At 66.8% G+C, this 12,517-nt stretch carries 15 protein-coding genes; 2 read left to right on the top strand and 13 right to left on the bottom strand.

Annotated elements, in window-relative coordinates:
* The first annotated feature begins 119 nt into the window (after nucleotides 1–119).
* Nucleotides 120–848, top strand: coding sequence for a glycine zipper 2TM domain-containing protein (locus WJ35_RS01495; protein ID WP_069238646.1), 729 nt, complete (start codon nucleotides 120–122; stop codon nucleotides 846–848).
* Nucleotides 849–957: 109 nt separating this feature from the next.
* Here the strand turns inward: WJ35_RS01495 and iscX are convergent, their stop codons facing one another.
* The 12 genes from iscX to WJ35_RS01435 all read right to left on the bottom strand — a co-directional run bounded on the left by iscX (nucleotide 958) and on the right by WJ35_RS01435 (nucleotide 10,099).
* On the bottom strand, nucleotides 958–1,167 hold the full coding sequence (iscX, locus tag WJ35_RS01490; protein WP_010091957.1) for a Fe-S cluster assembly protein IscX: 210 nt from the start codon (nucleotides 1,165–1,167) through the stop codon (nucleotides 958–960).
* Between the two features lie 19 nt (nucleotides 1,168–1,186).
* A complete protein-coding gene (gene fdx / locus WJ35_RS01485; RefSeq protein WP_010091956.1) occupies nucleotides 1,187–1,528 on the bottom strand; it encodes an ISC system 2Fe-2S type ferredoxin in 342 nt (113 codons plus the stop codon).
* Between the two features lie 87 nt (nucleotides 1,529–1,615).
* Nucleotides 1,616–3,487: a Fe-S protein assembly chaperone HscA gene (gene hscA / locus WJ35_RS01480; protein WP_069238645.1), complete on the bottom strand. Its 1,872-nt coding sequence runs from the start codon at nucleotides 3,485–3,487 to the stop codon at nucleotides 1,616–1,618.
* Nucleotides 3,488–3,541: 54 nt separating this feature from the next.
* Complete coding sequence (hscB, locus tag WJ35_RS01475) at nucleotides 3,542–4,069, bottom strand: Fe-S protein assembly co-chaperone HscB (RefSeq protein ID WP_060238340.1); 528 nt, start codon at nucleotides 4,067–4,069, stop codon at nucleotides 3,542–3,544.
* A gap of 95 nt (nucleotides 4,070–4,164) precedes the next feature.
* Entirely contained in the window at nucleotides 4,165–4,488 is a 324-nt protein-coding gene (gene iscA / locus WJ35_RS01470) for an iron-sulfur cluster assembly protein IscA (RefSeq protein WP_010091953.1), read from the bottom strand.
* Nucleotides 4,489–4,551: 63 nt separating this feature from the next.
* Nucleotides 4,552–4,959, bottom strand: a complete 408-nt coding sequence (gene iscU, locus WJ35_RS01465; protein ID WP_010091952.1) for a Fe-S cluster assembly scaffold IscU — start codon at nucleotides 4,957–4,959, stop codon at nucleotides 4,552–4,554.
* Between the two features lie 68 nt (nucleotides 4,960–5,027).
* Nucleotides 5,028–6,251 carry an IscS subfamily cysteine desulfurase gene (locus WJ35_RS01460; protein WP_010091951.1) on the bottom strand — a complete coding sequence of 408 codons (1,224 nt, stop codon included), beginning with the start codon at nucleotides 6,249–6,251 and terminating at the stop codon, nucleotides 5,028–5,030.
* Between the two features lie 65 nt (nucleotides 6,252–6,316).
* Complete coding sequence (gene iscR, locus WJ35_RS01455; RefSeq protein ID WP_042584372.1) at nucleotides 6,317–6,856, bottom strand: Fe-S cluster assembly transcriptional regulator IscR; 540 nt, start codon at nucleotides 6,854–6,856, stop codon at nucleotides 6,317–6,319.
* A 122-nt stretch (nucleotides 6,857–6,978) separates the two neighbouring features.
* Nucleotides 6,979–7,461 carry a low molecular weight protein-tyrosine-phosphatase gene (locus WJ35_RS01450; RefSeq protein ID WP_060238244.1) on the bottom strand — a complete coding sequence of 161 codons (483 nt, stop codon included), beginning with the start codon at nucleotides 7,459–7,461 and terminating at the stop codon, nucleotides 6,979–6,981.
* A 101-nt stretch (nucleotides 7,462–7,562) separates the two neighbouring features.
* A complete protein-coding gene (locus tag WJ35_RS01445; protein WP_060238240.1) occupies nucleotides 7,563–7,790 on the bottom strand; it encodes a hypothetical protein in 228 nt (75 codons plus the stop codon).
* A 137-nt stretch (nucleotides 7,791–7,927) separates the two neighbouring features.
* On the bottom strand, nucleotides 7,928–9,340 hold the full coding sequence (locus WJ35_RS01440) for a lactate utilization protein B (RefSeq protein ID WP_060238237.1): 1,413 nt from the start codon (nucleotides 9,338–9,340) through the stop codon (nucleotides 7,928–7,930).
* 36 nt (nucleotides 9,341–9,376) lie between these two features.
* Entirely contained in the window at nucleotides 9,377–10,099 is a 723-nt protein-coding gene (locus WJ35_RS01435; RefSeq protein WP_060238234.1) for a (Fe-S)-binding protein, read from the bottom strand.
* A gap of 180 nt (nucleotides 10,100–10,279) precedes the next feature.
* On the opposite strand from WJ35_RS01435, the gene WJ35_RS01430 reads away from it, so the two are divergent.
* Nucleotides 10,280–11,089, top strand: a complete 810-nt coding sequence (locus tag WJ35_RS01430; protein ID WP_010091944.1) for an IclR family transcriptional regulator — start codon at nucleotides 10,280–10,282, stop codon at nucleotides 11,087–11,089.
* A gap of 70 nt (nucleotides 11,090–11,159) precedes the next feature.
* On the opposite strand, the gene pbpG is transcribed toward WJ35_RS01430, so the two are convergent.
* Entirely contained in the window at nucleotides 11,160–12,290 is a 1,131-nt protein-coding gene (pbpG, locus tag WJ35_RS01425) for a D-alanyl-D-alanine endopeptidase (protein ID WP_060238231.1), read from the bottom strand.
* Between the last annotated feature and the right edge of the window lie 227 nt (nucleotides 12,291–12,517).

The following is a 12,517-nucleotide window of genomic DNA, read 5'->3' as shown; positions in this document are numbered from 1 at the left end:
TGCGTCACCACGCATGACCACGGGACCGGAACGCGGCATCGCACGCCACGTCCGATCGCTCCCGAGCGTGGGATCCGGCCGCCGCGCTATTGCCGGCCGAATCGACACCGGAGAAGAATATGGACAACCAGAATCAAACCACGCCGCAAAAGCAACGCCTCCACCCGCTCGTCGCGACCGCGGCGGGCGCCGTCATCATCGCGAGCCTCGCGGCGACGGCGGCCGTCACCGGCCTGTTCCCGAAGGCCACCAGCGGCGACGCGCAGAACGGCCAGACGCAGGCAGCGCTGATTGCCTCGCAGCCGGCCGTCGATACGGCGGCGGCGGCCAGCGCCGCGCGTGCCGCGCAAGCCGAGCAGGAAGCGGCGCAGCAGAAGGCCGAGCAGCAAAAGGCCCTCGCGCAGGCCGAGCCGAAGCCGGCTCCGCGCCCGGCGGCCACGCACCACCGCCGTGCCCCGGCGCCGCAGCCGCCGCAGTATGCGCAGCAGTCGGGCGCGCCCGCGCAGCCGGCCTATTGCCAGACGTGCGGCACGGTCGTCGCGATCAACCAGGTGCGCACGCCGGGCCAGAGTACGGGCATTGGCGCAGTGGGCGGCGCGGCGGCGGGCGGCCTGCTCGGCAACCAGTTCGGTCACGGCAACGGCCGTACCGCGATGACGCTGCTCGGCGCACTTGGCGGCGGCCTCGCGGGCAACCAGGTCGAGAAACAGGTCCGCAGCGAAACCGACTATCAGGTGCAGGTGCAGATGCAGAACGGCACGACCCGCACGTTCACGTACCACAACCCGCCGCCGTTCGGCCAAGGGCAGCGCGTGCGGATCGAGAACGGTACGCTGGTCGGCGCGTAACGTCGGCACGTAACGCGGCACGGTCACCCGCGCCGTCGCGCTGAAACGAAAAAAGGCTCGTGAGGATTCACGAGCCTTTTTGCATGGGCGGGCGACGGTTTAACGACGCTCAGTCTTCTTCGTCGAAGTCGGATTCGTCGATCCAGTGCGCCTGGATCGCTTCGAGGATCTTCTCGCCGGAATGCTTCGGATCATCGTCGAAGCCGTCGAGTTCGAGCACCCACTGGCGCAGGTCGACGAAATTGATCCGCTGCGGATCGATGTCCGGATGCTTGTCCGCCAGCGCGATCGCGATCTCGCGCGAATCGGTCCATTTCATCGCCTGCCTCCTGTTCCTGTCAGTGATTTTCCTTCGCGTGGTTGATCGAGTACTTCGGAATCTCGACCACCAGGTCCGAATCTTCCTGCACGATCGCCTGGCACGACAGACGCGACGTCGGCTCGAGGCCCCACGCCTTGTCGAGCAGGTCGTCCTCGTCCTCCTCGGACGGCTCCAGATCGTTGAAGCCCTCGCGGATCACCACGTGGCACGTCGTGCATGCGCACGACTTCTCGCATGCGTGCTCGATCTCGATGCCGTTGTCGAGCAGGTTGTCGCAGATACTCTTGCCGGGCGTCGCGTCGATCACCGCGCCTTCCGGGCACAGTTCGACGTGAGGCAGCACCACCAGTTGAGGCATGTCCGTTCCGTCAGTCAGGTGCGGCAACTTGCGCCGCACGATTCATCATAACGCCGGCCGTCGATGGCCGGCGTGCAAGTCCTTCGTTCAGATCTCGTCGAGCCGGCGGCCCGCCAGCGCGCGCTTGATGCTCTTGTCCATCCGGCGCGCGGCGAATTCGTCGGTGCCTTCGGCCAGCGCCTTGGTCGCCGCTTCGATCGCGTCGGTATCGTCACCCTGCGCAACCGTGCGCAGCGCCGCCACGCGCGCATCGACTTCCGCGCGCTCCGCGGCGTCGAGCAGCTCGCCGTCGGCGGCGAGCGCGGCTTCCGTCGCCTCGATCATCCGCTCGGCCTCGACCTGCGCCTCGCGCAACGCGCGTGCCCGCATGTCGATCTCGGCGGTCTTGAAGCTCTCTTCGAGCATCTTCGCGATGTCGTCGTCGGCGAGACCGTACGACGGCTTCACGACGACCGACGCCTCGACGCCCGAATGCTGTTCGCGCGCGAACACCGACAGCAGGCCGTCCGCGTCGACCTGATAGGTCACGCGAATCCGCGCCGCGCCGGCCGTCATCGGCGGGATGCCGCGCAGCTCGAAACGCGCGAGCGACCGGCAGTCGGCGACGAGCTCGCGCTCGCCCTGCACGACGTGGATCGCCATCGCGGTCTGGCCGTCCTTGAAGGTCGTGAATTCCTGCGCGCGCGCGATCGGGATCGTCGAATTGCGCGGGATGATCTTCTCGACGAGGCCGCCCATCGTCTCCACGCCGAGCGACAGCGGAATCACGTCAAGCAGCAGCCAGTCGTCGCCGCCGCCGCGATTGCCGGCGAGCAGGTCAGCCTGGATCGCCGCGCCGAGCGCGACGACCTGATCCGGATCGAGATTCACGAGCGGCGGCTGGCCGAAATGCTTCGCGACCGCGTCGTCGCGGATCACCGGCATGCGCGTCGCGCCGCCGACGAGCACCACGCCCTTGATGTCGGCCGGCGTGACCTGCGCGTCGCGCAGCGCCTTGCGGGTCGGCGTCAGCGTGCGCTGCACGAGCGGCTCGACGAGCGCGGCGAACGCATCGTGCGTAACCGTCTGCACCAGATGCGCGCCGCTCGACAGCGTCACGTCGAGCGACGCCTGCGGCGCCGCGGACAGCGCTTCCTTGAGCAGCCGCACGCGGTCGAGCAGCAGGCGCACGTCCTCGGGCGCGAGCGTGTTCGCATCGATCCCGGCCTGCGCGAGCACATGGCCGAACAGCGCATGATCGAAATCGTCGCCGCCGAGCGCCGAATCGCCGCCCGCTGCGAGCACTTCGAACACGCCCTTCGTCAGCTTCAGGATCGACAGGTCGAACGTGCCGCCGCCGAGGTCGTAGACCGCGTACAGGCCTTCGGCAGCGTTATCGAGGCCGTAGGCGATCGCCGCCGCGGTCGGCTCGTTCAGCAGGCGCAGCACGTTCAGGCCCGCGAGACGCGCGGCGTCCTTGGTCGCCTGGCGCTGCGCGTCGTCGAAGTACGCGGGCACCGTGATCACAGCGCCGACCAGCTCGTCGCCGAGCGTGTCTTCCGCGCGATAGCGCAGCGTCGCGAGAATCTCGGCCGACACCTCGACCGGGCTCTTCACGCCGTCGACGGTGCGAATCTGCACCATGCCCGGCGCGTCGACGAATTCGTACGGCGCGTTCGCCGCGCCCTCGACTTCGGCCTTGCCGCGGCCCATGAAGCGCTTGACCGACACGATCGTGTTGCGCGGGTCGGTCGCGGCCTGTTCCTTCGCGTCGTGGCCGATGCGGCGGCCGCCCTTCTCGAGGTAACGCACCACCGACGGCAGCAGCACGCGGCCGGCTTCGTCCGGCAGCACTTCGGGCACGCTGTTGCGCACGGCCGCGACGAGCGAATTCGTCGTGCCGAGATCGATCCCGACGGCGAGTCGCCGCTGGTGCGGCGCCGGCGCCATGCCCGGTTCGGAAATTTGCAGTAAAGCCATCTTGGTTCGTTCGGGCGCTCGGCCCGTTTGCTGCGCGTGCCGCAAGGCACGCGGTTAAGTTTCGAGACGCTCGATCTGCGCGCCCACTTCCGACGCGACCCGCTCGATGAACATCAGCTGGCGCACGGCCTCGGCGGCGGCCTGGTCGGCGCCGCTGTCGAGCAGCGTGCCGAGGCGCTCGAGGCGCGCGCGCTTTTCGTCACGCAGCTCGGCGAGCAGCGCATCGAGCGCGTCGACGTTGCGCGCGGCCGCGGCATCCTCGATGCCTTCGCGCCACTCCATCTGCTGCATCAGGAACGCCGGTTCCATCGCGGTATTGTTTTCCGCGCCGATATCCACGCCGCGCAGCGACAGCAGGTAGGTGGCGCGTTTCAGCGGATCGCGCAGCGTCCGGTATGCCTCGTTCGCCCGCGTCGCCCACTGCATCGCGATGCGCTTTTGCGCGTCGCCGGCCGCCGCGAAGCGGTCGGGATGCACCTGCGTCTGCACGGTCCGGTAAGCGGCGTCGAGCGCCGCGTCGTCGAGCGCGAACTGCGCCGGCAGGTGAAACAGGTCGAAGTGGCTGTCTTTCAGCGAGACCATCGTCGCGTTCAATTCCGATTCGTCGCGCGGGCATTCGCCGCGCATTAAAAAGGCGGCACGCGCCGCCTGTTGCCCGCTTCGCGCGGCATCCCGCGTCACACGCGGAACGATTCGCCGCAGCCGCACTCGTCCTTCACGTTCGGGTTGTTGAACTTGAACCCTTCGTTCAGGCCCTCGCGCGCGAAATCGAGCTCGGTGCCGTCGATGTACGCAAGGCTCTTCGGATCGACGACGACCTTCACGCCATGGCTTTCGAACACCTGATCCTCGGGCGCGAGGTCATCGACATACTCGAGCTTGTACGCGAGGCCCGAGCACCCGGTCGTGCGAACGCCGAGCCGCAGGCCCAGCCCCTTGCCGCGCCGGACCAGATACTTCTGGACGTGCTGCGCTGCTTTTTCGGTCAGTGTAATTGCCATGATGTCCTTGCCGCCGCGCGCCGATCGCGGTGCGCGGCGTTCCAGCTGGTCGCTCGATTCCGCTCAGGCGGCTGCCTGATCGCCTTCCTTGACGTCGTGACGCTTCTTGTAGTCGGCCACGGCCGCCTTGATCGCGTCTTCGGCAAGGATCGAACAGTGAATCTTCACCGGCGGCAGCGCCAGTTCCTCGGCGATCTGCGTGTTCTTGATCGAAAGCGCCTCGTCGAGCGTCTTGCCCTTCACCCATTCGGTCACGAGCGAGCTCGACGCGATCGCCGAACCGCAACCGTAGGTCTTGAACTTCGCGTCTTCGATCACGCCGTCCGCGCCGACGCGAATCTGCAGCTTCATCACGTCGCCGCAGGCCGGCGCGCCCACCATGCCGGTGCCGACCGCGTCGTCGTCCTTCGCGAACGAGCCGACGTTACGCGGGTTTTCGTAGTGATCCAGAACCTTGTTGCTGTAAGACATGACTCAGACTCCTTGACTCGTTACGTCTGCGTGCGCCAATCCGCCCGCGTGTGCATTCAATGCAGTGTTCAGTGCGCGGCCCATTCGATCGTCGACAGATCGATGCCTTCCTGGTGCATTTCCCAAAGCGGCGACAGTTCGCGCAGCTTCGCGATCTTGCTGTTCAGCAGATTGACCACGTAGTCCACCTCCTGCTCCGTCGTGAAGCGGCCGACCGTGAAGCGGATCGAGCTGTGCGCGAGCTCGTCGTTGCGGCCGAGCGCACGCAGCACGTACGACGGCTCCAGCGACGCCGACGTGCACGCGGAGCCGGACGACACCGCGACGTCCTTGATCGCCATGATCAGCGACTCGCCTTCGACGAAGTTGAAGCTGATGTTCAGGTTATGCGGGATACGGTGCTCCATGTCACCGTTCACATACGTTTCCTCGATCTGCGACAGGCCGCGCAGCAGCTTGTCGCGCAGCATGCGCACGCGCTCGTTCTCGGTCGCCATTTCTTCGCGGGCGATGCGGAACGCCTCGCCCATGCCGACGATCTGGTGCGTCGGCAGCGTGCCCGAGCGCATCCCGCGCTCATGGCCGCCGCCGTGCATCTGCGCCTCGATGCGCACGCGCGGCTTGCGGCGCACGTACAGCGCGCCGATGCCCTTCGGGCCGTAGGTCTTGTGCGCCGAGAACGACATCAGGTCGACCTTCAGCTTCGCGAGGTCGATCTCGACCTTGCCGGTCGCCTGCGCGGCGTCGACGTGGAAGACGATGCCCTTCTCGCGGCAGATCTCGCCGATCGTCTCGATGTCCTGGATCACGCCGATCTCGTTGTTCACGTGCATCACCGACACGAGGATCGTGTCCGGGCGCAGCGCGGCCTTGAACACGTCGAGGTCGACCAGACCGTCTTCCTTCACGTCCAGATAGGTGACTTCGAAGCCGTCGCGCTCGAGCTCGCGGCAGGTGTCGAGCACGGCCTTGTGCTCGGTCTTCACCGTGACGATGTGCTTGCCCTTGCCCTTGTAGAAATTCGCGGCGCCCTTGATCGCGAGGTTGTCCGATTCGGTCGCGCCGGACGTCCAGATGATCTCGCGCGGATCGGCGTTCACGAGTGCGGCCACCTGCTCGCGCGCCTCTTCGACTGCGCGCTCCGCGTCCCAGCCGTATGCGTGGCTGCGCGACGCCGGGTTGCCGAACTGCTCGCGCAGATACGGCACCATCTTGTCGACCACGCGCGGATCGACCGGCGTCGTCGCGCTGTAATCCATGTAGATGGGCAGGTGGAGAGTCTCTTGGGTCATCTGTCGCTCCGGGTATTCTGTGCAGGGACTATGCGTTATAGGGTGTCAGCGGGCTGGCTTCTCGCTCACGAACTTGCGATGTTGAACACCGAATTCGGGCCGAGCGGCATCGTGCGCACCGGCTCGGCGGGCGCGGCGACGGGCTCCGGCGCGCGCCGGTCGCGCAGCACCGCGGGCGCGCCCTCGCGCGTGCGCTGCTGATCGACGAGATCCTGCAGCGATACCGAATCGAGGTATTCGACCATTTTCTGGTTGAGCGTCGCCCACAGCTCGTGCGTCATGCAGTGGCCATCGGGCTGCTTCGAGCCGTCGCACGTGCCCTTGCCGCCGCACTGCGTGGCATCGAGCGGCTCGTCGACCGCGATGATGATGTCGGCGACGGTGACGTCCTGTGCGCGGCGCGCGAGGTTGTAGCCGCCGCCCGGCCCGCGCACGGACTCGACGATTTCGTGTCTGCGCAGCTTGCCGAACAGCTGTTCGAGGTACGAGAGCGAAATCCGCTGGCGCTGGCTGATGCCTGCAAGCGTCACCGGGCCCTGCTCCTGGCGCAGTGCCAAGTCAATCATCGCCGTGACGGCGAAACGGCCTTTGGTGGTGAGTCTCATGGTGGTGTCAGGGGACTGCAATCTTGACGATTTTGGTCAAGTATAAATATTTGACGATTTTAGTCAAGTATCCCTGTCTTCGACAGGGTATTCGCGAAACGGTTAATGAAAACCAGCCGAAGTCAGCGCGGCACGCGCGGGCGCAGCGTGTCCAGCAAGCCGCGGCACGCGGCTTCACACTGGTCGAGCACTTGCTCGAAGCCTTGCGCGCCGCCGAAATACGGGTCGGCGACCTCGGACGCCGCCGCACCGGGCGCGAATTCCATCAACAGCCGCACCTTGTCGCGATGCTGCTCGGGGCAGCGCCGGCGCAATTCCGCGAGATTGGCTTCGTCCATCGCCAGCAGCAGGTCGAAGCGCTCGAAATCGGCTGCGCTCACCTGGCGCGCACGCAGCGCCGACAGGTCGTAGCCGCGCGTGCGCGCTGCCGCCTGGGCACGGGCGTCGGGCGGCTCGCCCACGTGCCAGTCGCCGGTGCCGGCCGAATCGACGTCGATGCGGCCCGCCAGCCCGGCGGCTTCCACCTGATGGCGCATCACGCCCTCGGCGGTCGGGGAACGGCAGATGTTGCCGAGACAGACGAAACAGATCGCAACGCGGGTCATCGCACTACCGGAAGGCCGCGGCGGACCGCGTAAACGAAGAACACGCCATTATACAAAGGCGCCCGGAATCGCGCCGTCGCGCCACGCGACGGCGACCTGCGTCAAAGCGCCTTGGGTGCGGCGAGCACGACGCTGCCGGCTGCGGCGGGCAACGGCTTCGCCACGTCGCCGACCAGCCCGAACGACACGGCACGCGCCAGCTCGGCGGATGCCTGGTGCACTGCGAGCGGCCCCCGCGACGGCGCGTCGCCGACGGCATGCAGATAAGCGGCAGCCGCGAGCGGCACGACGATCGCCAACGGCCAGTACATCGATATTGTCTTTTTCATGATGCGACCTCCTTGACCTGACGTCCCCGGAACCCTCTCCCGGGGACTACAGGCCAGATTCTATAGACCGCATCTATCAGGATAAATACGTAAATAGTGAACTCAGTGTTGCCGCCGGATGAACAGTCGCGCGGCGTTCAGCCGAGATGGCTGCGCGACGCGGCGTACAGCTCGCGGAACGTGCGCCCGGTCGGCGCCGGCAGATCGCGCGTCGCCATCCAGCCGCCCATCATCGGCAGGCGCCGCAGCATGCCGCCCCCGCCGCCGAGCCGCTCGAGGATGCGCACCGCGAGTTTCGTCGTCAGCGCATAAAGCGTCGGGCGGCGCGCGGCGAAGCCCCACGCGGCCAGCGCCGCGCGTTCGCGCCACGGCCGCAGGCGGCGCTCGACCTGCTTCTCGCGCAGCGTGCGCAGCAGGTGCGACAGCGGGATCCCGACCGGGCAGACGCTGTCGCACTCGCCGCACAGCGTCGCCGCCTGCGGCAGGTCGAGCGCGCGGTCGAGGCCGACGTAGCTCGGCGTCAGCACCGACCCCATCGGCCCCGGATAGACCCAGCCGTAGGCGTGGCCGCCGACCTTCTGATACACGGGGCAATGGTTCATGCAGGCGCCGCAGCGGATGCAGCGCAGCATCTCCTGGAATTCGCCGCCGATGAGGCCGGTGCGGCCGCCGTCGACGAGCACCACGTACATGTGCTCCGGACCGTCCTCGTCGCCCGGCCCGCGCGGCCCGGTCAGCAGCGAGAAGTAGTTCGACGTCTTCTGGCCGGTCGCCGAGCGCGGCAGCAGGCGCATCGCGGTCGCGAGATCCTCGAGCGTCGGCAGCACCTTCTCGATGCCGGTCACCGCGACGTGCACGCGCGGCATTACCGTGCACATCCCCTCGTTGCCCTCGTTCGTGACGAGCGCGACCGAGCCCGTCTCGGCAATCACGAAGTTGCCGCCCGTCACGCCCATGTCGGCCGACAGGAAGTGCGGACGCAGCACCTCGCGCGCCTCGCGCGTCATGTCGGGAATCTCGGTGAGGCGCTCGCGGTGATGGGTGCGCGCGAACAGGTCGGCGATCTCGTCCTTGTCCTTGTGCACGACGGGCGCGATGATGTGGCTCGGCGGCTCGTTGTCGTTGATCTGCAGGATGTACTCGCCGAGATCCGTCTCGATCGACTGCACGCCCATCTGGCCGAGCACCTCGTTCAGGCGCATCTCCTCCGACACCATCGACTTGGTCTTGATCACCTTCTTCACGTCGTGACGGCGCGCGATGTCGGCGACGAGGCGCGCGGCGTCGGCCGTCGTTTCGGCGAACAGCACCGTCGTGCCGCGGCGCGTCGCCTCGCGCTCGAACGCTTCGAGCCACGCGTCGAGGTTCTCGAGCGCGCGATTGCGGCGCGCCTTGAGCGCCGCGCGCGTCGCCGGGAAGTCGATCTGCGTCATCGCGTCGGCCCGCGCGGACACGAACTTCGTCGACAGCTTCTTCAGGTTCTGCTGCAGGCGCTGGTCGGCCAGCTTCTGGCCGGCGCGCGCCTTGAAATGCATCGATTGGACTTGCATCGCGGTATCGGGGGAGAAAGTGAGCGGACCCGGGCGTCAGACGTCGCCCGCCAGCACCTGCGCGATGTGCAGCACGCGCGTGTCGCGGTCGCCCGTGCGGCGCAACCGCCCTTCGATGTTCAGCATGCAGCCGAGATCGCCGAGCACGACGGCGCCCGCGCCCGATGCGCGCACGTTCGCGCATTTCTCGTCCGCGATCGCCGCCGAGATGTCGCCGTACTTGACCGCGAACGTGCCGCCGAAGCCGCAGCAGTGCTCGCAGTCCTTCATCTCGGTGACCGCGACGCCGCGCTGCGCGAGCAGCGCGCGCGGCTGCGCCTTCACGCCGAGCTCGCGCAGCCCGGAGCACGAATCATGGTACGTGACCGGCCCCGCGAATTCGCCGCGTTCGAGCGTGACCTTCGCAACGTTCGCGAGGAAGTCGGTCAGTTCGTACGCCTTCTGCTGGAATCGGGAATAGCGCCCCATCAATTCGGGATCGTCGCGGAACAGGTCGCCGTAGTGCGTGCGGATCATCCCGCCGCACGAACCCGACGGCGCGACGACGTAGTCGAACTGCTCGAACTCGCGCAGTGTCTTCTCGGCGAGATCGCGCGCGAGCGCGCGGTCGCCGGAGTTGTAGGCCGGCTGGCCGCAGCAGGTTTGCGCCGGCGGCACGATCACCTCGAAGCCCGCGTCGCGAATCAGCTTGAGCGTGGAAAAACCGATTTCGGGACGCATCAGATCGACCAGACAGGTCACGAACAAACCGACTCGCATAGGCGCTCCTTCGAGAAAACGGCTCTCATTATCCGCCGTTTGCCCGGCAGGACCAACGCCGCCGCGCGCGGCGCGGCCGCCACGAACCGATGCGAGGACTTCCTCGAACGCCGTTCGCTTTTTTCACGATACGAGATACAATCGGCGGAACAGCGCATGACGCAGCAACCGATTCCCGACATGACCAACCCGACCCCGGATTCCAAAACGTCGATCCAGGTGATCGAACGCATGATGCGGCTGCTGGACGCGCTCGCCGCGCACAGCGACCCCGTCAGCCTGAAAGAACTGGCGCAGCGCACCGAGCTGCATCCGTCGACCGCGCACCGTATCCTCAACGACATGGTGACCTGCCGCCTGGTCGACCGCTCCGATCCGGGCACGTACCGTCTCGGAATGCGGCTGCTCGAACTCGGCAACCTCGTAAAGGCGCGCCTGTCGGTGCGCGACGCGGCGCTGATGCCGATGCGCGAGCTGCACCGCCTCACCGGGCAGACGGTCAACCTGTCGGTGCGGCAAGGCGACGAGATCGTCTACATCGAGCGGGCCTATTCGGAGCGCTCGGGGATGCAGGTCGTGCGCGCGATCGGCGGGCGCGCGCCGCTGCACCTGACGTCGGTCGGCAAGCTGTTCCTCGCGGCCGACGAAACGTCGCGGGTGCGCGCGTATGCGACGCGCACCGGGCTCGCCGGCCACACGCAGAACAGCATCACCGACATCGCGAAGCTCGAGCGTGAACTGACGATCGTCCGCCAGCAATCATGTGCGCGCGACAACGAGGAACTGGAGCTGGGCGTGCGCTGCATCGCGGCGGGCATCTACGACGACTCGGGCAAGCTTGTCGCGGGCCTGTCGCTGTCGGCGCCGGCCGATCGCCTGCAGGACGCATGGCTCGGCCAGCTGAGCCGCACCGCGCTGACCATCTCGGAATCGCTCGGCTACCGGCCGGAAAACGCGAAGGAACTGGACGGCCTGCAGCGGCAAGCCTGAACCGCCGCCGCGCGATTCATCGGACGAAAAAAAGCCCCGCGACGCGGGGCTTTTTGCTGGCTGCGGCTCATCAGGTGCCGCCGTTCGACGCATTGGCCGCCGTCAGGCGCTCGCCGCCGCCGGCGTCGAGCCAGTTGCGCAGCCGCGCCGCATCGGCGAAGCGCGAATACTTGCCGAACGAATCCAGCAGCACGATCACCATCGGTCGGTCGTGAATCGTCGCCTGCATCACGAGGCACTCGCCGGCTTCGTTGATGAAGCCGGTCTTCTGCAGGCCGATGTCCCACGAGTTGTTGCCGCGAATCAGCGCGTTCGTGCTGTTGTAGGCCAGGTTCCGCTTGCCCGTATACACCTCGTAGCTGCGATCGGTCGAGAACTTGCGGATCAGCGGATACTGGTACGCCGCGTTGACCATCTTCACGAGGTCGCGCGCGCTCGACACGTTCTGGCTCGACAGCCCGGTCGAGTTCTCGAAGTGCGTATCGGCCATGCCGAGCGCCTTCGCCTTTGCGTTCATCGCGGCGACGAACGCCGGACGGCCGCCCGGGTAGTAGCGCGACATCGACGCCGCGGCGCGGTTCTCGGACGCCATCAGCGCGATGTGCAGCATGTCTTCGCGCGACAGCACCGAGCCGACCGACAGGCGCGAGCCGGTGCCCTTCTCGTAGTCGCGATCCTCGTCGGTGACTTCGATCTGGTCGGTCAGCGGCAGCTTCGAGTCGAGCACGACCATCGCCGTCATCAGCTTCGTGATCGACGCGATCGGCACGACCGCATGCGAATTCTTGTCGAACAGCGGCTCGCCGCTGTTCTGGTCGACGACGTATGCGACGCTCGAGCGCAGCGCGAGCGCATCGGGCGTGTCGTGCAGCCCGAACGCCTGGCCGACGGACGGCTGGCGCGGCTGGAACGCAACCCGGCGCACCGCGCCGTGGTGGCGCACGTTCGCGGCAAGCGTCGCGCGCTTGCGTGCCGATTTCGCGCGCGGCGCGTCGTCGGCGGACGCCGATTTCACCGACTTCTTCGCGGACGAAGCAGTCGCTTTCTTCTTGGCGGCTTGGTGGTTCTTCGCAGTGGCGGCAAAAGCGTCAGCAGGCGTCATGGTGGCAGTGGCCGCCAGCAAGGCGACGGCAACCGACACCGCCGTGCCGAGCGCCATGCTCTGCAACATTCTGCGCGGTGAAAACGATTCGGCTTTCATTGGGGTCTGGACAAAGCGGCGGGAGGTTTCCGCAAGTGTAGTTAAGGCTGAAAAAATAAGCAATATTAGGCACTTACCGATCGTCTTTAAACCGGATTGTAAGCGTCGTTGAAGCTTCGATCGATCGACGCCCCCGCCCCCATCAAAAAAAATCATGACGGGTGCACAGCCCCACAGTGCTCGTATCCCGATTACCCCTCGGTTAATTGAGATAACGTCACTTTTAG

Source organism: Burkholderia ubonensis (genome assembly GCF_001718695.1).
In the GTDB taxonomy this organism is placed as follows: Bacteria; Pseudomonadota; Gammaproteobacteria; order Burkholderiales; family Burkholderiaceae; genus Burkholderia; species Burkholderia ubonensis_B.
This window is presented reverse-complemented; position numbering and strand designations above follow the sequence as displayed.

Excerpts from the sequence above, each read along its gene's own strand:
- hscA (WP_069238645.1), bottom strand. The coding sequence starts at position 3,487 with ATGGCTTTACTGCAAATTTCCGAACCGGGCATGGCGCCGGCGCCGCAC.
- iscU (WP_010091952.1), bottom strand. The coding sequence starts at position 4,959 with ATGTCTTACAGCAACAAGGTTCTGGATCACTACGAAAACCCGCGTAAC.
- WJ35_RS01430 (WP_010091944.1), top strand. The coding sequence starts at position 10,280 with ATGACCAACCCGACCCCGGATTCCAAAACGTCGATCCAGGTGATCGAA.
- iscR (WP_042584372.1), bottom strand. The coding sequence starts at position 6,856 with ATGAGACTCACCACCAAAGGCCGTTTCGCCGTCACGGCGATGATTGAC.
- WJ35_RS01440 (WP_060238237.1), bottom strand. The coding sequence starts at position 9,340 with ATGCAAGTCCAATCGATGCATTTCAAGGCGCGCGCCGGCCAGAAGCTG.
- WJ35_RS01460 (WP_010091951.1), bottom strand. The coding sequence starts at position 6,251 with ATGACCCAAGAGACTCTCCACCTGCCCATCTACATGGATTACAGCGCG.
- iscX (WP_010091957.1), bottom strand. The coding sequence starts at position 1,167 with ATGAAATGGACCGATTCGCGCGAGATCGCGATCGCGCTGGCGGACAAG.
- iscA (WP_010091953.1), bottom strand. The coding sequence starts at position 4,488 with ATGGCAATTACACTGACCGAAAAAGCAGCGCAGCACGTCCAGAAGTAT.
- pbpG (WP_060238231.1), bottom strand. The coding sequence starts at position 12,290 with ATGAAAGCCGAATCGTTTTCACCGCGCAGAATGTTGCAGAGCATGGCG.
- WJ35_RS01435 (WP_060238234.1), bottom strand. The coding sequence starts at position 10,099 with ATGCGAGTCGGTTTGTTCGTGACCTGTCTGGTCGATCTGATGCGTCCC.
- WJ35_RS01450 (WP_060238244.1), bottom strand. The coding sequence starts at position 7,461 with ATGACCCGCGTTGCGATCTGTTTCGTCTGTCTCGGCAACATCTGCCGT.
- WJ35_RS01495 (WP_069238646.1), top strand. The coding sequence starts at position 120 with ATGGACAACCAGAATCAAACCACGCCGCAAAAGCAACGCCTCCACCCG.
- fdx (WP_010091956.1), bottom strand. The coding sequence starts at position 1,528 with ATGCCTCAACTGGTGGTGCTGCCTCACGTCGAACTGTGCCCGGAAGGC.
- WJ35_RS01445 (WP_060238240.1), bottom strand. The coding sequence starts at position 7,790 with ATGAAAAAGACAATATCGATGTACTGGCCGTTGGCGATCGTCGTGCCG.
- hscB (WP_060238340.1), bottom strand. The coding sequence starts at position 4,069 with ATGGTCTCGCTGAAAGACAGCCACTTCGACCTGTTTCACCTGCCGGCG.